We start from the raw sequence: 16,504 nt of genomic DNA, 5'->3' as shown, positions 1-16,504 counted from the left end.
CTATATAAAACTTTTAAATACGGAATTCCGCAATACCCATTCAAACAATAGCAAAGCCCCTGCCAAAAATATCAATGGCCTGAACTTCTCTTCATACTTGTAATATTTGAATTCCTCTATCTCCGTTTTTTCCAATTTGTTGATCTCGTCATAGATTTCCCCCAAGGATTCGTTGTCGGTGGCACGGAAATATTTTCCGCCCGTCACCTGGGCAATCTCCTTTAGGAGATTCTCATCTATTTCCACCTTTTGCATACCATATCTGAAGGAACCATCCCTATTGTATCCGATGGGGGTCAACGCGTTTCCGTTGGTACCCAACCCGATGGTGTAGGTCTTGATGTCGAATTCCGTGGCAAGGTCGGCGGCCGTTTTGGGTTCAATGAACCCGGAATTGTTCACACCGTCCGTCAATAAAATGATGACCTTGCTGATGGCCTTGCTTTCCTTCAGGCGGTTTACCGCTGTGGCAAGCCCCATCCCGATGGCGGTCCCGTCCTCCAGTTCCCCATAGGTGATTTCCTCGAGCGCGTTCAACACAATGGCCTTGTCGCTGGTGATCGGGGTCTTCGTATAGCTTTCCCCGGCGTAGCCCACAATACCGATGCGGTCGTTGGGGCGCTGTTCGATAAAATCCGCCGCCACTTCTTTCAGGGCGATAAGGCGATTGGGTTTCAAATCGCGGGCCAACATACTCGATGATACGTCGATGGCCATGACGATGTCGATGCCCTTTGTGGTCTTGGTCCTGGTGGAAATATCCTCGGTCTGTGGTCGTGCCAATGCGGTGATGATGGCCGCCAAGGTCAGGATGCGCAACGTAAAGAGCACGGGCTTCGCCTTTGAGGCCCAACTACTGATTGTGAATCCCTTGATGCTAGAAATGCGAAGGGATGCGGTTTCCTTTTTCCGTTTGAAAACATACCATAGCAAAGCCAGTGGCAGCAATAAAAGCAGCCAGAAAAATTCAGGATTTGCAAATTCTATATTCTCAAACATTTATGCCTGTGTTTTTACGTCCAAACTGTTCAGTATTCGGTCCACGATCTGTTCTGCATAGTCGTCCCCTTCTTCCCATGTGATGATGACCTGTTGCATAAAGCCCTTTCCGCCAAAGGAAAGGATATTGTACTTGGCCCTTTTGGAATCCCCACTGGTCGGATTTTCAAAAGTTCCCGTTCCATAGGTTTTGATGCCCTTGACACCCGAAGTGGTGGTAAACTCTTCCTGTTTGGTGATGATGTTCTTCAAGCCCAGTTGTTCAAAACCGGTCAAAACGGAACCTACCGCAGTCTCAAAATCGGGATCGGACTGCTCCTTATAGGTCACGGAACTGGCACTTACCGAAAAAATGCCCACATAACTGCCATACGAAAAGGCCTGTAGTTCTTTGATGAGCTCTTGGGTCTCCTTGGGCAGCTCCACCTCCTGTCGGACCAGCACATCCGGTGTTTCCAGTTCAATTGGGGGGAAACCGTAGGAACTGGACACCCATTCGTTTTCCAGAAGTTCTTTGGTGGGATAGCCAAAAACGGTATCCTTCACTTGCTTGAAACCAAAATAGACCACAGAGAAAATCCCTCCGAGAAACAATATCCCGACGAAGATGGCGGCGGCCCAATAGATGCGTTTCCGTTGGTTTTTCTTGGCCAGTTCCTCCAAATATTCCTCGTCCCGCAAGAGTTCTTCCTCAGTGGGTTCGGGGATAGCCTCGTGGGTCTTTACCACGATCTGCTCCACCAGTTTTCTGTCCTGTTCCGCAACGGTGGTTGCCGGTTTTGATTTGGCGAACTTCACCAAATCCGCAGTTTCCAATATTTGTTGGAATTGGTGTATGGTATCATCGTCAATCTTGAGTTCGCCGGCATCCTTCAACAGCTCCAATTTGGTGATGAGCTGCCCAGTGGTACTTTCCATGGCGGAAACATGGACTTCATCTTCCAAATACAAACGGACAATGTTGGTAAGCTCCGAGTAGTATTCCTTATATTGATCTTGGATGAGGTATTTGGAATTTTCCAGTTTTTTCAGTTCCAACAAAGCACGGTCATATGGGGGCAGCAAGGCCACTTTTTCTTCCTCGGTCAAGGGTTTTTTCCTAAGGAAGAACCAATAGACCAATCCACCCACGACCACGAGGGCCAAAAGGATCCAAAGTGCGGTCATCCACATATCGGCCGTATTCCTTTCCACCTCAATCAAGGGTTTGATGTCGTACATTTTTTGCTTGGTGGTGTCCACGGCCACATCGGCCACTTTGATGTGGAAGGAATCAGTGAAAAATTGCTTCTCGTTGACGGTGACAATCTGTGGGGGCACGGTGTAGGCACCGCTGTCAAATTGGGTCAGGGCATAGATCCGTTGCAGGGTGACCCTATCTTTGTTCTTGATGGTGTCACCTATAATGGCCTCCACGGTTTCCAAGGGGGAGAAGGACTGCCCTTCGGGAAAATGGACCATATCGAGGGAATCTGTTTCAACGGTGATGGTGTAATGGATCTGTTCCCCAATTTTGATGGAAAGCGTGTCCACCTCCGTGGAGATCTTGGGTTCCGTTTGGGAAAAGCTCCTATTGGGCAAAAGAAAAAGGCAAAGCAGCACCATCAACACCAATGGTGTTGGGACATTTTGAATTTTCAATTTTGAATTTTCAATTTGCATTATCCCCTTCGTTTAAAATATCCCAATAGTTTTCTTACGTAGCTTTCGTCCACCCTGCAATTGATGACCCCACAGCCCGATTTGGTAAACGAATCCATGAAATAGGCCACCTTTTGTTTGTGGAACTCGCCATAGGCGTAACGTACTTTTTTGGACTGGGTGTTCACCAGTTGCAAGGCACCGGTCTCCGCATCCTGCATTTGCACCAAGCCCAGATTGGGGATGGATTCTTCCTTTTCGTCAAATATTCGGATACCTGTCACGTCATGCTTGTTGCCCACGATACGCAGCGTGTTGTAATAGTCATCGGCAATGAAGTCCGAGAGTACAAAAACGATGGCTTTTTTCTTCATCACATTGGTCAGGAACTTCAAGGCCTCTGCAATGTTGGTCCTGCTACTCTTTGGGGTAAATTCCAACAGTTCCCGGATGATGCGCAGCACATGGCTTTTTCCTTTCTTGGGCGGGATGAAGAGTTCCACTTCATCGGAAAAAAGGATGAGGCCCACTTTGTCGTTGTTCTGCAAGGCCGAGAAGGCGAGTGTGGCCGAGATTTCCGTGATGACCTCTTTCTTGAACTGGTCGGTAGTGCCAAAAAGTTCCGATCCGCTCACGTCCACCATCAGCATCATGGTAAGCTCCCGTTCCTCCTCGAATACTTTTACAAAAGGCTCGTTGTACCTGGCGGTCACGTTCCAGTCGATGCTCCTTACGTCGTCCCCGAACTGGTATTGCCGTACCTCGCTGAAAGTCATTCCCCTACCCTTGAACGTAGAATGGTATTCCCCACCAAAAATATGGTCGGAAAGACGCCGGGTCTTTATTTCAATCTTACGTACTTTTTTAAGTAGTTCTTTTGTATCCATTTGGTTCAAGAGATAGGTTTTCGGGTTGGCTAAAAAGTATTGCTACTTCGACCGAGAAACATTGAACCGTTACGGCACTTCTACCTCGTTAACAATCTTGTTGATGATCTCTTCGGAAGTGATGTTTTCCGCTTCGGCCTCGTAGGTGATCCCGATCCTGTGGCGGAGAACGTCGTGCACCACGGCCCGTACATCCTCTGGCACCACGTAGCCCCTTCGCTTGATGAAGGCATAGCATTTGGAGGCATTGGCCAAATTGATACTTCCCCTGGGCGAAGCACCAAAACTGATCAGGGGTTTGAGGTCCCCCAGGTTATATTTTTCAGGATATCTGGTGGCAAAGATGAGATCCAGGATGTATTTCTCTATTTTTTCGTCCATATAGACCTCGCGTACCGCATCTTGCGCACTCAAGATCTGTTTAAGGGACACCACGGGTTTTACTTCCTCGATGTCACCCCTAAGGTTTTGTCGGATGATGAGTTGTTCCTCGTTGAGTTTTGGATAGTCGATCACCGTCTTCAGCATGAAACGGTCCACCTGAGCTTCGGGAAGCGGGTAGGTACCTTCCTGTTCCACGGGGTTCTGGGTAGCCATCACCAAAAAGGGAGGTGCCAGTTTAAAGGTCTCGTCCCCAATGGTGACCTGCTTTTCCTGCATGGCCTCAAGTAGGGCGGACTGAACCTTGGCAGGCGCACGGTTGATCTCGTCCGCCAGTACGAAATTGGCGAAAATGGGCCCTTTCTTGATGGAAAAATCGTTTTCCTTGATGTTGTATATGAGGGTCCCCACCACATCGGCGGGCAAAAGATCGGGAGTAAACTGTATCCGGCTGAAACTTCCTTTAACGGCTTTTGCCAAAGTGTTGATGGCCAACGTCTTTGCGAGTCCGGGAACCCCTTCGAGCAGGATGTGTCCCTTTCCCAATAGGCCGATGAGCAGTCGCTCCACCATATGGTTTTGGCCCACAATGGCCTTGTTCATCTCAACCTTTAGAAGATCAATAAAAGCACTCTCTTGGGCAATTTTCTCATTCACAGCACTAATATCGATAGTAGTGTTTTCTTCCATTATAACTTCTATTGTTAGGTATTACTGTCAGTGATTTAGCTAAGGTGTGCAAAATGAAAATTTATTTAAAATCCACCTGTTAATTAATGGTTAAAATAAAAGCCAAACCCCTAGTTTTATGAAGGATTTAAGGGTTTAATTTTATACTTTCATCCCATATGCGAAAGATAGACAAATTTTCCAGAATCATATCTGGAACCATGACATGGGGAAGCTGGGGCAAGCAACTTTCCAAAAAAGAAATGGTGGAATTGATGCACCATTGCATCGAAAACGGATTGACCACCTTTGACCACGCCGACATTTACGGGAGTTATTCCACCGAAGCGGATTTTGGCAATGCCTTTGCCGATAGCGGCATAAAAAGGGAGGACATCCAATTGGTCTCCAAGTGTGGCATCCAGTTGACCCGTGGTAGGGACAACAAGATTAACCATTACCAATACGACAAGGATTATATCATCTGGTCGGCCGAACAAAGCCTGAAAAAGCTCCGTACTGATCACTTGGACCTGCTCTTGATGCACCGGCCAAGCCCGTTGATGGAACCTTTTGAAATGGCCGAAGCGCTACAGCACTTGCTAGATAGCGGAAAAGTGAAACAAGTTGGGGTTTCCAATTTTTCACCATCGCAAGTGGCCCTATTGGAAAAGGCCATCCCGGTTTCCGCAAACCAAGTGGAATTTTCACTGACGTATGATGCACCCATGTACGATGGCACTTTTGACGATTGCATTGTGGGCAAAAGATTGGCCATGGCGTGGAGTCCATTGGGTGATTTTTTTCGGGAGAAGAATGATCGGACAAAACGCATCAAAAAGGTCATGGGACCATTGATGGAAAAATATGGAGCGGATGAAAGTCAATTGCTCCTGGTGTGGATCTTAAGGCACCCGGCCAACATCTATCCAGTGATAGGGACCACGAGCAAAGAAAGGATAACCCTCTCGGCAAAAGCCGCAGAGATGGAACTGGAACTTCAGGATTGGTTTGCCCTTTTGGTAGCCAGCCAAGGCCATGATGTTCCCTAAAAAGCAGAAGAGATGACAACTACAGCATTGATCACTGGGGCCACCAGCGGAATAGGCAGGGCAACAGCCGAACTTTTTGCAAAGCAAGGGTTCAACCTTGTTCTCTGTGGTCGCAGGAAGGAACGATTGGATGAGGTCAAGAAAGACTTGGAGAAATGGACGGGGGTGCACCTTCTCCATTTTGATGTAAGGGACCGAAAAGCGGTTTTTGCTGCTATTGAAGGGCTGCCCATGGGGTATTCCCAAATCGATATTTTGGTGAACAATGCCGGAAATGCACATGGACTGGACCCTATTGACAAGGGAAACCCGGATGATTGGGACGCCATGTTGGACATCAACGTGAAAGGGCTGTTGTACATGTCAAAGGCCATATTGCCACAGATGGTGGAGCGAAAATCAGGGCATATCATCAACATTGGATCTATAGCGGGGAAGGAGGTCTATCCGAACGGGAATGTGTATTGTGCCAGCAAGCACGCCGTGGATGCCATCAACCAAGGCATGCGTATAGACCTGAACGCACATGGTATCCGTGTGGGTGCTGTGAACCCAGGATTGGTGGAGACCGAGTTCAGTGATGTGAGGTTCAAAGGTGACACCGAACGCGCCTCAAGTGTGTACCAAGGGTATCAGCCCCTGAAACCGGAGGACATTGCGGACATCATTCTTTTTATGGTGACACGGCCCTACCATGTCAACATTGCCGATCTGACGGTCTTTCCCACGGCCCAGGCAAGCGGCACAATTGTGAAAAAGGAACTATGATCAACAAACGCCTACTGGTAAAAAATCTTTTAGCGCATAATGATGAGAACAGTTTTTATGACAAAAAGCGTTTTATATCCATAGGTGAAAAAGAGGGAAAGGCAAAATTTCTAAAGCACGTCTGCGCCTTGGCCAACAGCAATCCCAAGAACAATTCCTTCATCGTGATAGGCGTGGAGGATGCGGACAATGACATCATCGGGGTCGATTTCTTTGATGACAGCAAGATCCAAAACCTGGTCAATGCTTATCTGGACAATCCTCCCATTATTTCCTACGAGAACATCCCGTTTCCGCACCTGCCCGAAGGGAAAGTGGTCGGTTTGGTCACCATCCGTTCCAACGGAAAGGTCTGTGCCCTTCGAAAAAACATCTGGAAATACTACGGCGGTTCCGTATTCTTCAGGGAAGGAAGCATCAGTCTTCCCAAAGCATATGGCATAGAGTTGAAGGACATCAACTCTGAAAAGGTCGCGACCATTGAGCAACATGCCAGGAACAATATTGAGCTCACCCTGGATGCCGTGATCAATTTCATGAACACCCGCCACCCCGACCTTACCAGCAATTACAAAGTGTTCAAGGAACAGTTCGTGGTCTGCTGGGCGGGCATCAAAAAGAAAGTGAAGAACAAGACCTATTATTCCCGGGTGGACATTGAGCTCATCAATGAGCAGGTCAAACTCTTTTATTCCGCCTTGGACGAGATCACCATCGACTATGACAATGATTCCTTTGCCACTTTGGAGTATGTGCAATTGGGATTGGGGTCCGAACAGAAATATTATCCTTTGGAAGAAATGGTGATCACGTTTTCGGAGAACGGAAAATATACCATCAACAGCAAGCTGGTGTTTGAGCCGCCACAGTACGACAAGAAAACGCTCTACCATGTGTACAATACCAACAATGCACTCCTAAAAAAAGTGGAGAATAGGATTCCCCTGACCGAATCGGAACAAAGGGACCTGACCCATCTTCCCGCTACCTATCTCATCTGCTATCTGAATGGTTTTGAAGAGGCCAAGGAGCAGATGGATCGTTCCAGACCCATTCTAAAATCCTATGACAGTGGCATCTATCAATCTTTGAAAGAATCGCAACGCGTACTGAGGAAAGTTCGGTACAGCTAGCCCCTTTTTAACCAGATCATTTGATAGGGCAAGATTTCCAATAGCCCACTTTTTACGGAGATTTGCTGGTCCGACACCAGATCCAGAGGTTCACCTTTGGTGAAATAGCCCATTTTTTTGATCCACCCCGTTTCGATCATCTGGGGTTTTTCGTCAAAATTGCAGAGGACCAATAACCCTTGCTTGTTTCCATGGGTCCGTCCAAAGGCAAGGATGTGGTCGTTGCCCGTATGGTACAGTTCCAGATTATTGTTGTCCGCGAACAACGGATTTTCCTTCCGGATCTGGATCAGTTTTTGCAGCGTCTGGAAAATCCGGGATTGAGGAGAGGGTTCTTTCCCTAGGCGTGAAATGACATCCCAATCCTGTAGAGGTCGATTCACCCATCGGCTGTCCCCTTTTTTGGCATCATCATTTCGGAAGGAATATTCGTTGAGCGTACCGATTTCATCCCCGGCGTAGATCAATGGAATGCCGCCAAAGGCAAATATTATTCCATGCAGCATAATGATCTTCGCAATAGATTGATCGATGAGTTCCTTATCCTTCAGCAAGATGCCCTTTTCCAACCCCAAAAGTGATGCGGCACTTCCCGTGATGCGCCCATCGCCCGTTTTAGGGTTGTACATGAAAAGCAATCCCATGGCCGGCGACCAGTCCAATTTTTGGCAATAGTAGTCCAACAAAAACTTACGGTGGAGTTCGGGCGACCAGCCCAGTTCCCATATCAACTGATTCTCGTAACCCAACCCAATATCATCATGGCAGCGGATATAGTTGATCCAGGTACAGTCTTTTGGCTTTTCGGGGACGTGCGCCAGACTTTTGTAGAGCAGATTGGTTTTTTTGGTGGCGACGGAGTTCCAGAGCAGGGCCATCAACGATGCGTTATAGGCCACTTCACATTCATTGCCCAGCGTTTGTCCCTGTCCAAAATATTTTACGATATCCGTTGGGGCCACAATGGCCTCGGCCAAAAGAATAACACCGGGCGCGACCACTTGAAGGCACATCCGGAACAAGGAAACAAGGGCATGGGCCTCGGGAAGGTTTTGGGAGATGGACCCTATCTTCTTCCAAAGGAAGGCCAGTGCATCAAACCGCACCAGATCCACACCCATGTCCGCTAACTTTGCCAAGTTGATGAGCATTTCCAAAAACACTTCCGGGTTGGTGTAGTTGAGGTCCCATTGGTAGCTGTTGAAGACCGTCATCACCCATTTTTCCATTTCGGGAATGTAGGTAAAGTTGCCGGGCGAGGTTTCCGGGAACACCTCGGGCAGGGTCTTTTCAAATTCATCCGGAACGGTGCGGTCGTCAAAAGTATAGTAGTACCCCTGGTATTTCTTATCGCCCTTGATGGCCTTTTTGGCCCATGTGAATTCGTCAGAAGTGTGGTTGACTACAAAATCCAACATCAAATAGATGCCCTCCTTTCTGAATTCGGAGGTGAGTGCGAGCAAATCCTCCTTGGTTCCATATCTTTTGTCCACCTGAAGATAGCTGTTCACGGCATAGCCCCCATCATTTTCGCCCTTGGGTCTGGAGGTGATGGGCATCAGGTGCAGAAAATTTACCCCCAATTCTTTCAGATAAGGGATTTTTTGGCGCAGCCCGTTCAGGTCTTTGTTGAAATGCTCCACATACATCTGCATCCCCAACATTTTTTCCGATTGGTACCAGTTCCCGGCGTTCAATCGGAGAAGGTCCTGTTCCTTCAGGTCCGGAGGTCTGGAAGCAAACAGTTTGGGGAGCAAATCCAACAGTTTGTTGAAACATGCTCCATGTTGATTTTCAGGATACAGCGAAAAAAACAACTGTTGGATAAGGGTCATATTGGTGGCCAACCGAAGTTCGAAGAGTGCTGTACTATCCTTTTCCTTTGACTGTTGGGCCACAAGCCGATGTAACTGAGCCTGATTCATTTAGATTTCGATCTGGTCTTTTGTGGGAAGGGCGACAATGGCCCCGTAGTTGGTGGTGGTAATGGCCCCGGCCACATTCGCCTTGGCGACCATCTTTTCCAGAAGCGCAAAGTCTTCAAAAACGGGGTCAAAATTACCAAGACCAGAAATCTGGTAGAGCAGGCAACCGATAAAGGCATCCCCGGCCCCCGTGGTGTCAACAGGGGAAACCTTGATGCTCGGGATGGTTTTTTTGGCCCCGCCCATGCTCAATAGTGTCCCTTCGCTGCCCATGGTCACGGTGATGATCTTGGTGCCAACCTCATGGAGCACGTCGCAGGCCTCGCTTGGGTCGGTTTTTCCTGATAGGAGTTGTGCTTCTTCCAGGCTGAATTTGCACAAATGCGATTTTTCAATGAAGGGGGTGCACTTTTTTACGAAAGTGTCCTCATCATCTTTCCAGAGGTCTCCTCTAAAATTGGGATCAAAACTGATGAACATCTCCTTGGTGAGCGCATCGAATAGGTATTTGCCATAGGCCTTTTCCAACGAACCGCCCAAAAGCGCGGTGGCAGCACCCAGATGAAGGATGTTGCCGTGGAGGATTTTCCGAAGGTTGGGGTCATATTCCAGTGCCTTGTCCGCCCCTCTGCAGAACACAAAATCACGTTCCCCATCCTCGGCCAGTGACACAAAGGCAAGTGTAGTGAACGTTTTGGACCGTTGCGCTAAAGAGATATCCACCCCCTCTTTTTTGAGGGTGTCCAAAAGAAATGTTCCGAAGGGGTCGTTGCCCACACAGCCCAAAAAGATGCCCCGGCCACCCAACTTGGCGATGGCGCAGGCCACATTGGCTGGAGCTCCACCCGCTTTCTTCGTAAAATCCGTGGCTTTGGAAAGGTCGTTCCCCTGTTTTTCAGCAACAAAATCGATCAACAGTTCGCCGACACAGAATACTTTTTTCATACTTCTCGAAAAATCCTAAGGTACATAGAAAATCATACCACGACCAAAAATGGACATTCCTTTTTTGAGGAGAATCCTTTGGATTGGTTGATAAACTTTGCCATAATTTCATAGGTGCCCGATCATTTGTGTGTAATATTGCGAAAAACTTTTATATGCGCACGCTGGTTGTGGGAGATGTCCATTCCGGGGTAAGGGCCTTGGAACAACTCATGGACAGGGCCAATGTTTCACCGGAGGACCATATCATTTTTTTGGGGGATTATGTAGATGGCTGGAGCACGGCCGTTGAGACCATCGATTTTTTGATACAGATAAAGGACACACACAATTGCACGTTCATACGGGGCAACCATGATGAGCTTTGCAGGGAATGGCTGCTCACCCAAAGGGAAAACCCACAATGGTTGGCACACGGCGGAACGGCCACCCGGCAGTCGTATTTGGACACCAATAAGGATAAGTGGGCACTTCATCTGGATTTTTACGCAGGGTTGGAGAACTATCATCTGGCCAATGACAACCGATTGTACCTTCATGCCGGATACACCAACCTCAAGGGAATCGATTTTGAATATTTTGAGCAATCCTTCTATTGGGACCGGACCTTGTGGGAATTGGCAACTGCGCTGAGTCCCGATCTGGAACCCACAGATCCTAAATTCCCCAAACGATTGACCCACTATAAAGAAGTTTTCATCGGGCATACCCCCATTTCCAAACTCAAAGTGGTACCACCGCAGAATGCCGCCAATGTCTGGAACGTGGATACCGGTGCCGCATTTATGGGCAAGCTGACCATGATGGATGTGGACACCAAGGAATTTTGGCAGAGCGATCCCGTCCATACCTTTTATCCCGGCGAGCGAGGAAGAAATTAACTTTATTCCATCCATAATAGAATTTTAATCGAGATCTTTGTAAAAAACAGCTATATGTCGATTAAAAATGTAAGATTGGAGGTGATGCAGGCCATAGAACCTAAGGTTGAGGGGTTTATGGAAGAATTTTTGGTCCCCATCGAAAAAATATGGCAGCCTACCGACTTTTTGCCGGATTCCCAGAGTGATGATTTTTTTGATCAAGTGGAGCAGATCCGCGGAGAAGCGAAGGAACTGGGCTATGATTTTTGGGTGACGCTCGTGGCGGACACCATTACCGAAGAAGCACTTCCCACTTATGAATCCTGGTTGATGGATGTTGAAGGAATAGATCAGCACAGTGGAAAGGACAACGGATGGAGCAAATGGGTAAGGGCATGGACCGCCGAAGAGAACAGGCACGGTGATGTACTGAACAAATACCTTTACCTGTCCGGGCGGGTGAACATGCGCGAGGTGGAGATCACTACCCAGCACTTGATCTCTGATGGTTTTGATATCGGAACGGACAGGGATCCCTATAAGAATTTCGTCTATACCACTTTTCAGGAACTGGCCACCAACATTTCCCACAAACGTGTCGGAAAAATGGCGAAGCAGAAAGGCAACGGATTGTTGGCAAAGATGTGTACCATCATCGCGGGTGACGAGATGAGGCACCATTTGGCTTATCGAGAGTTTGTAAAGACCATTATAGGGCAGGATCCCGACGGTATGGTTTTGGCCTTCGCCGATATGATGAAGAAAAAAATCGTGATGCCCGCTCACTTTTTGAGGGAATCGGGAGGTTCCATCGGGGAAGCATTCGAACAGTTCTCCAACTGTGCACAACGATTGGGGGTCTATACCGCACAGGATTATATCGATATTTTGAAAAAGCTGAACGATTATTGGGAAATTGGACGCTTAAGCAGCCTCTCCGATCAAGCGGAAAAGGCGAGGGACTATCTCATGAAACTTCCCGATAGATTGCAGCGCATAGCCGAACGGATGCAGTTTTCCCAAAAGCAGCAAACCTTCAAATGGGTCGAGGCCAATGGAATGATATAGAAAGACTGGTTGGTCTATCTAATATTTGCCTGCTCGGTGTTTTTCCTGCCATTCCGCAAGCTGTTTCCAGTGGCCTTCATAGGCCATTTTCGCCTGCATGGGCCATGAGGCCGGGTCGTGGATACGGTATCTTTTGCCCCCGGAATTGAGTACTTCCTGACAGGTGTCCGCAGAAGTCTCCGAAAGTGCCTTCCATGTTTTGATGTTGAAATTGTGGAAGAGTTCCTCAATTTTTGGGCCGATGCCCTCCACTATTTTCAGGTCATCCTCTTTGATGGTCCTTCCAAAAGCCAACTTTGCTTCATCTGGGTGGAAGGATGGGGTGTTTTTTTGAAGGGAAACAAGGGGAACAACAATACTTTCCTTAGGTGTTTTTGTATTGGACAACCTTTTTTTGCAAGTGTCCAGGTCCGCTTTCAACTTGGCGTTTTCGATTTCCAACAAATTGATTTCAAATGAATTATCAGGATTTGGCGCTGCATTGACCCTTCCAAAGAGATAACCGATCAACCCAGAGATAATACCAGTGACACCCAAGATGATCCAAAACCACAATGTTGAAATTTCTAGGCTCATGTTGAGGTTGATTAGGTTGATGAAACAGTATATCCAAAATATTAAAAAAATCTTAAAATTTTAAATATAATCCATAGAATTTGAGCTATTTAGAAACAGTTTGAAGAGGGTTTGAAAAAATAGAAAACAGGAAACAGGTCAAAAAGAACCAACCATACACTTTTTTTGACCACTTGTAAGATACCCCGTGGAAACCAGTTAAAATAGTTGGAAATTGGGGTCGAATATTAGGTAAACAACCCTATTTCTCCCGACGAAGTTCCGGCATTGGAGTAGGGTTTTAAGTTAAGTTTGAGTTAGTTAAGTTGGTTTTAAAGACTGCCCATTTAGTGTTCATCCTAAATGGGCGGCTTTTTTTATAGGTCAAACTTTATTCCTTGTGCCAAAGGAAGTTTTGTGGTGTAGTTGATGGTGTTGGTCTGTCGGCGCATATATACTTTCCAGGCATCGGAGCCACTTTCACGACCGCCCCCAGTTTCTTTTTCCCCACCAAAGGCACCTCCGATTTCGGCACCGGAGGTCCCGATGTTCACATTGGCAATCCCGCAATCGCTTCCGGCAGCCGATAAAAAGTGTTCGGCCTCCCGTAAACTGTTCGTCATTATGGCAGAGGAAAGTCCTTGTACCACCCCGTTCTGTTGCTCAATGGCATTTTCGACACCTCCTGAATATTTCAACAGGTATAGAATAGGGGCAAAAGTCTCTTCCTGTACGATCTGGAAACTGTTCTGTGCCTCGACAATGGCAGGTTTTACGTAGCAACCGCTGCCATATCCCTCGCCTTCCAGCACACCGCCTTCGACTAATATTTTTCCTCCCTCTTTTTTGGCCTTTTCCAAGGCACTGAGGTACATTTTGACGGCATCGGTATCGATCAAGGGGCCAACGTGGTTGGACTGGTCCAATGGGTTGCCGATCTTGAGCTGTTTGTAGGCTTCTGTGATGGCGTCCTTCACCTTGTCGTAAACGGACTCATGCACAATCAATCTTCTGGTGGAGGTGCAGCGCTGACCTGCAGTGCCAACGGCCCCGAATACGGCCCCGATCACAGTCATTTTAATGTCGGCATCGGGCGAAACGATGATGGCATTGTTGCCTCCCAGTTCCAAAAGCGATTTGCCCAATCTGGCCGCTACGGCCTGGGCCACTATTTTTCCCATTCGAATGGATCCCGTGGCAGAAACCAATGGAATACGCTTGTCCTGTGTCATGAGTTCGCCTACCTCGTAATCCCCATTGATGAGGCACGAAATGCCTTCGGGAAGGTTGTTCTTTTTCAGGACGTCGGCTATGATATTTTGACAGGCAATGCCGCAAAGCGGGGTCTTTTCAGAAGGCTTCCAAACACAGACATCGCCACAGACCCATGCGAGGGCGGTGTTCCATGCCCAAACGGCAACAGGGAAGTTGAAAGCGGATATGATGCCCACTACGCCAAGGGGATGGTATTGCTCGTACATGCGGTGCCCGGGCCTTTCCGAATGCATGGTCAATCCGTGCAATTGTCGGGACAGTCCCACGGCAAAATCGCAGATATCAATCATTTCCTGGACCTCGCCCAAGCCTTCCTGATAGGATTTCCCCATTTCGTAGGAGACCAATTTGCCCAAGGGTTCCTTGAGTTCACGCAACCGATCGCCAAACTGCCTGACGATTTCCCCACGCTGCGGCGCAGGGACCATGCGCCATTCCTTGAAAGCGGAGGTGGCGGCTACCATTACCTTTTCATAATCTGTTGGGGAAGTGGTCTTTACTTTTCCGATAAGGGCCCCATCAACCGGAGAAAAAGAGGAAATGATATCCCCGGAACCGAAGTTTTCCGAGCCTGTCGATGTTCCATGGTTGGTTTCTTGAAGGCCAAGTTGCTTTAAGGCCTCATCCATTCCAAAAGCAGTAGCTGTTTTTGACATTTATAACTTTTTATGTGTGAATTGTTATATTTTGACGAAAATACAAATAATACTTCACAAGAAAATGATGATTTTCAAACCATTTGATGGATCAAGAGCAATAGGATTCCCAAGAGAGCGGGCAAGGCCTGGACCGTGAAGATTTTTTTGGAAGCGGTCAGGGCCCCATAAATTCCGGCAACGGCCACACAGCACAAAAAGAACAAAGCGACATATATCTGCCACTTGGGATCTTGGATGATGAGGGACCACACCAGCCCCGCGGCCAAAAATCCGTTGTACAGCCCTTGGTTTGCCGCCAAAGTCTTGGTGGGCTCGAAGAGGTCTTCTGGAAACTTCCGGAACACCTTTTTTGCCTTGGTGGTCCATGCGAACATCTCCAACCATAAGAAGTAGAAATGGAGCAAGGCCACAACGGCTATAATGATTTTTGCCACGAACAGTATCATTCTTCCTTGGCCACAAAACGTTCATCCACAGGCATAATGGTTCCGCAATTGTCGCAGGTGCGCAGTTCTTCGGAACCATAAAAGTGCTTGAAGTGGGCCAAAAAATCCTTCTCGATGTCGTTAAGGGTAAAATAGGCCTCATAGAGTTTGTGGTTACAGTTGTCACAAAACCACAATAGTCCATCATCCACGTTCATGTCGGCTCTTTTTCGTTCCACCACCAGCCCAATGGAGCCTTCGTGGCGCACCGGGGAATGGGGCACCTTGGCAGGGTGAAGGTACATATCGCCGGGACCCAGTTTCATGGTCTTTTTCTTTCCATCTTCTTGAATATGAACCTCAATGGTCCCCTCCAACTGATAGAACAGTTCCTCGGTCTCATTATAGTGGTAATCCTTTCGGGCATTGGGCCCGGCAACGACCATGACAATATAGTCCCCGGATTCTTTATAAAGGTTTCTGTTGCCCACTGGGGGTTTTAGGGTGTCTCGGTTTTCGTCGAGCCACTTGTTGAGGTTGAAGGGAGCCTGTATCGCCATGATCAAAGATTTTACGAAAGGTAAAAAAAACCTAGGTGGCAACATAGGGAATAACAAAAAAGACCCACAAACATTGCGGGCCTTTTTTATGGGTAATGGGTATGGTCTGTTATTCCACTTTTATGAAAATCTGGGTATAGTACGGTCTGCCGTCTTTGTCCAGTTGGATGCTCAGGGTGGTGTGACTGTAGTCCCCTTCCAGGGCTTCTTTGTGCGATGTGCTGTTCAGCCAGGCATCCACGGTCTGCTTTGCAGTGGTATAGTATCTGGCCACATTTTCCGAAACGCTCACCGCATGTGACTCCTCGGCTATTTTGGATGCCCGCGACTGGAAGTTGTCGTGGCTCAATTTGTTTTTGGATATCATATAGTCGTTGTGCTCCTCGGCATATTTGTAGGATACGGGATTGTCTTGGAGAGCGTTCAACCCGATGGAATTTCTGTGTTGGTTCACCAGACCTACGATTTCATCTTCCAAGCTCACGGGATCGATGGTCACCTTTTCATTCCCGAGTTGGGCCTCGGTGTATTCCTTTTCTTCTTCGGGGGATGTTGTACTGCATTGACCAAATAGAAATAGCAATGCTATGACCATCAACGGGACATATATTTTTTTCATTTTCGGGGTGTTTTCAGGAGTGTTCTAAGCTCCTTAGTGTTCTGCTTGCTAAGCTAATGGAGTACAGATCCTTTGCCATA

General features: G+C 47.7%; 16 protein-coding genes. 5 read left to right on the top strand and 11 right to left on the bottom strand.

The genetic code is table 11. From position 1 onward, the window contains the following. The 4 genes from SD450_RS06170 to SD450_RS06155 all read right to left on the bottom strand — a co-directional run bounded on the left by SD450_RS06170 (position 1) and on the right by SD450_RS06155 (position 4,598). Positions 1-999 (bottom strand): vWA domain-containing protein, encoded by a 999-nt coding sequence (locus tag SD450_RS06170; RefSeq protein WP_318343758.1) that lies wholly within the window; start codon positions 997-999, stop codon positions 1-3. Next, positions 1,000-2,661 carry a hypothetical protein gene (locus SD450_RS06165; protein ID WP_404828226.1) on the bottom strand — a complete coding sequence of 554 codons (1,662 nt, stop codon included), beginning with the start codon at positions 2,659-2,661 and terminating at the stop codon, positions 1,000-1,002. Next, a complete protein-coding gene (locus tag SD450_RS06160) occupies positions 2,661-3,527 on the bottom strand; it encodes a DUF58 domain-containing protein (RefSeq protein WP_318343756.1) in 867 nt (288 codons plus the stop codon). Before SD450_RS06160 ends, SD450_RS06165 begins: the two co-directional genes overlap by 1 nt. Positions 3,528-3,596: 69 nt before the next feature. Then, positions 3,597-4,598: an AAA family ATPase gene (locus SD450_RS06155; RefSeq protein ID WP_151889429.1), complete on the bottom strand. Its 1,002-nt coding sequence runs from the start codon at positions 4,596-4,598 to the stop codon at positions 3,597-3,599. 158 nt (positions 4,599-4,756) lie between these two features. Between SD450_RS06155 and SD450_RS06150 the strand changes: the two genes are divergently transcribed. The 3 genes from SD450_RS06150 to SD450_RS06140 are packed head-to-tail and all read left to right on the top strand — an operon-like array spanning position 4,757 to position 7,530. Continuing rightward, entirely contained in the window at positions 4,757-5,629 is an 873-nt protein-coding gene (locus tag SD450_RS06150; RefSeq protein WP_318343755.1) for an aldo/keto reductase, read from the top strand. Between the two features lie 12 nt (positions 5,630-5,641). After that, complete coding sequence (locus SD450_RS06145; protein WP_318343754.1) at positions 5,642-6,397, top strand: SDR family NAD(P)-dependent oxidoreductase; 756 nt, start codon at positions 5,642-5,644, stop codon at positions 6,395-6,397. Then, positions 6,394-7,530 carry an ATP-binding protein gene (locus SD450_RS06140; RefSeq protein WP_318343753.1) on the top strand — a complete coding sequence of 379 codons (1,137 nt, stop codon included), beginning with the start codon at positions 6,394-6,396 and terminating at the stop codon, positions 7,528-7,530. The genes SD450_RS06145 and SD450_RS06140 overlap by 4 nt, the downstream gene beginning before the upstream one ends. On the opposite strand, the gene SD450_RS06135 is transcribed toward SD450_RS06140, so the two are convergent. Together SD450_RS06135 and SD450_RS06130 are read right to left on the bottom strand one after the other, a co-directional pair. Next, complete coding sequence (locus SD450_RS06135; protein WP_318343752.1) at positions 7,527-9,455, bottom strand: amylosucrase; 1,929 nt, start codon at positions 9,453-9,455, stop codon at positions 7,527-7,529. The genes SD450_RS06140 and SD450_RS06135 overlap by 4 nt on opposite strands. Continuing rightward, positions 9,456-10,400, bottom strand: a complete 945-nt coding sequence (locus SD450_RS06130) for a carbohydrate kinase family protein (RefSeq protein ID WP_318343751.1) — start codon at positions 10,398-10,400, stop codon at positions 9,456-9,458. A gap of 155 nt (positions 10,401-10,555) precedes the next feature. Here SD450_RS06130 and SD450_RS06125 point away from each other — a divergent pair, with 155 nt between their 5' ends. After that, the gene (locus SD450_RS06125; RefSeq protein WP_318343750.1) at positions 10,556-11,281 is read left to right on the top strand and encodes a metallophosphoesterase family protein; all 726 of its coding nucleotides are present in this window, start codon (positions 10,556-10,558) and stop codon (positions 11,279-11,281) included. A 54-nt stretch (positions 11,282-11,335) separates the two neighbouring features. After that, the gene (locus SD450_RS06120; protein ID WP_318343749.1) at positions 11,336-12,331 is read left to right on the top strand and encodes an acyl-ACP desaturase; all 996 of its coding nucleotides are present in this window, start codon (positions 11,336-11,338) and stop codon (positions 12,329-12,331) included. 18 nt (positions 12,332-12,349) lie between these two features. Here SD450_RS06120 and SD450_RS06115 read toward each other — a convergent pair whose 3' ends face one another. The 5 genes from SD450_RS06115 to SD450_RS06095 form a co-directional block, all read right to left on the bottom strand. Then, positions 12,350-12,907 carry a hypothetical protein gene (locus SD450_RS06115; protein WP_318343748.1) on the bottom strand — a complete coding sequence of 186 codons (558 nt, stop codon included), beginning with the start codon at positions 12,905-12,907 and terminating at the stop codon, positions 12,350-12,352. Between the two features lie 356 nt (positions 12,908-13,263). Then, on the bottom strand, positions 13,264-14,817 hold the full coding sequence (gene amaB / locus SD450_RS06110) for an L-piperidine-6-carboxylate dehydrogenase (protein ID WP_318343747.1): 1,554 nt from the start codon (positions 14,815-14,817) through the stop codon (positions 13,264-13,266). Between the two features lie 74 nt (positions 14,818-14,891). Further along, on the bottom strand, positions 14,892-15,263 hold the full coding sequence (locus SD450_RS06105) for a DUF1304 domain-containing protein (RefSeq protein WP_318343860.1): 372 nt from the start codon (positions 15,261-15,263) through the stop codon (positions 14,892-14,894). Next, positions 15,263-15,805, bottom strand: a complete 543-nt coding sequence (locus SD450_RS06100) for a 3-hydroxyanthranilate 3,4-dioxygenase (protein WP_318343746.1) — start codon at positions 15,803-15,805, stop codon at positions 15,263-15,265. The genes SD450_RS06105 and SD450_RS06100 overlap by 1 nt, the downstream gene beginning before the upstream one ends. A gap of 109 nt (positions 15,806-15,914) precedes the next feature. Then, positions 15,915-16,424: a CAP domain-containing protein gene (locus SD450_RS06095; RefSeq protein ID WP_318343745.1), complete on the bottom strand. Its 510-nt coding sequence runs from the start codon at positions 16,422-16,424 to the stop codon at positions 15,915-15,917. Positions 16,425-16,504: the final 80 nt, after the last annotated feature.

The sequence above is a fragment of the Flagellimonas baculiformis genome, from assembly GCF_033441575.1.
GTDB classification, from domain to species: Bacteria; Bacteroidota; Bacteroidia; order Flavobacteriales; family Flavobacteriaceae; genus Flagellimonas; species Flagellimonas baculiformis.
Note: the sequence above shows the minus strand (reverse complement) of the source record. Positions and strands in the feature narration are given on the sequence as shown.

Bases quoted from the DNA above. Each gene is read 5' to 3' on its own strand.
- SD450_RS06100 (WP_318343746.1), bottom strand. From the start codon at position 15,805: ATGGCGATACAGGCTCCCTTCAACCTCAACAAGTGGCTCGACGAAAAC.
- SD450_RS06125 (WP_318343750.1), top strand. From the start codon at position 10,556: ATGCGCACGCTGGTTGTGGGAGATGTCCATTCCGGGGTAAGGGCCTTG.
- SD450_RS06120 (WP_318343749.1), top strand. From the start codon at position 11,336: ATGTCGATTAAAAATGTAAGATTGGAGGTGATGCAGGCCATAGAACCT.
- SD450_RS06170 (WP_318343758.1), bottom strand. From the start codon at position 999: ATGTTTGAGAATATAGAATTTGCAAATCCTGAATTTTTCTGGCTGCTT.
- SD450_RS06115 (WP_318343748.1), bottom strand. From the start codon at position 12,907: ATGAGCCTAGAAATTTCAACATTGTGGTTTTGGATCATCTTGGGTGTC.
- SD450_RS06160 (WP_318343756.1), bottom strand. From the start codon at position 3,527: ATGGATACAAAAGAACTACTTAAAAAAGTACGTAAGATTGAAATAAAG.
- SD450_RS06155 (WP_151889429.1), bottom strand. From the start codon at position 4,598: ATGGAAGAAAACACTACTATCGATATTAGTGCTGTGAATGAGAAAATT.
- SD450_RS06145 (WP_318343754.1), top strand. From the start codon at position 5,642: ATGACAACTACAGCATTGATCACTGGGGCCACCAGCGGAATAGGCAGG.
- SD450_RS06130 (WP_318343751.1), bottom strand. From the start codon at position 10,400: ATGAAAAAAGTATTCTGTGTCGGCGAACTGTTGATCGATTTTGTTGCT.
- SD450_RS06135 (WP_318343752.1), bottom strand. From the start codon at position 9,455: ATGAATCAGGCTCAGTTACATCGGCTTGTGGCCCAACAGTCAAAGGAA.
- SD450_RS06140 (WP_318343753.1), top strand. From the start codon at position 6,394: ATGATCAACAAACGCCTACTGGTAAAAAATCTTTTAGCGCATAATGAT.
- amaB (WP_318343747.1), bottom strand. From the start codon at position 14,817: ATGTCAAAAACAGCTACTGCTTTTGGAATGGATGAGGCCTTAAAGCAA.
- SD450_RS06095 (WP_318343745.1), bottom strand. From the start codon at position 16,424: ATGAAAAAAATATATGTCCCGTTGATGGTCATAGCATTGCTATTTCTA.
- SD450_RS06150 (WP_318343755.1), top strand. From the start codon at position 4,757: ATGCGAAAGATAGACAAATTTTCCAGAATCATATCTGGAACCATGACA.
- SD450_RS06165 (WP_404828226.1), bottom strand. From the start codon at position 2,661: ATGCAAATTGAAAATTCAAAATTGAAAATTCAAAATGTCCCAACACCA.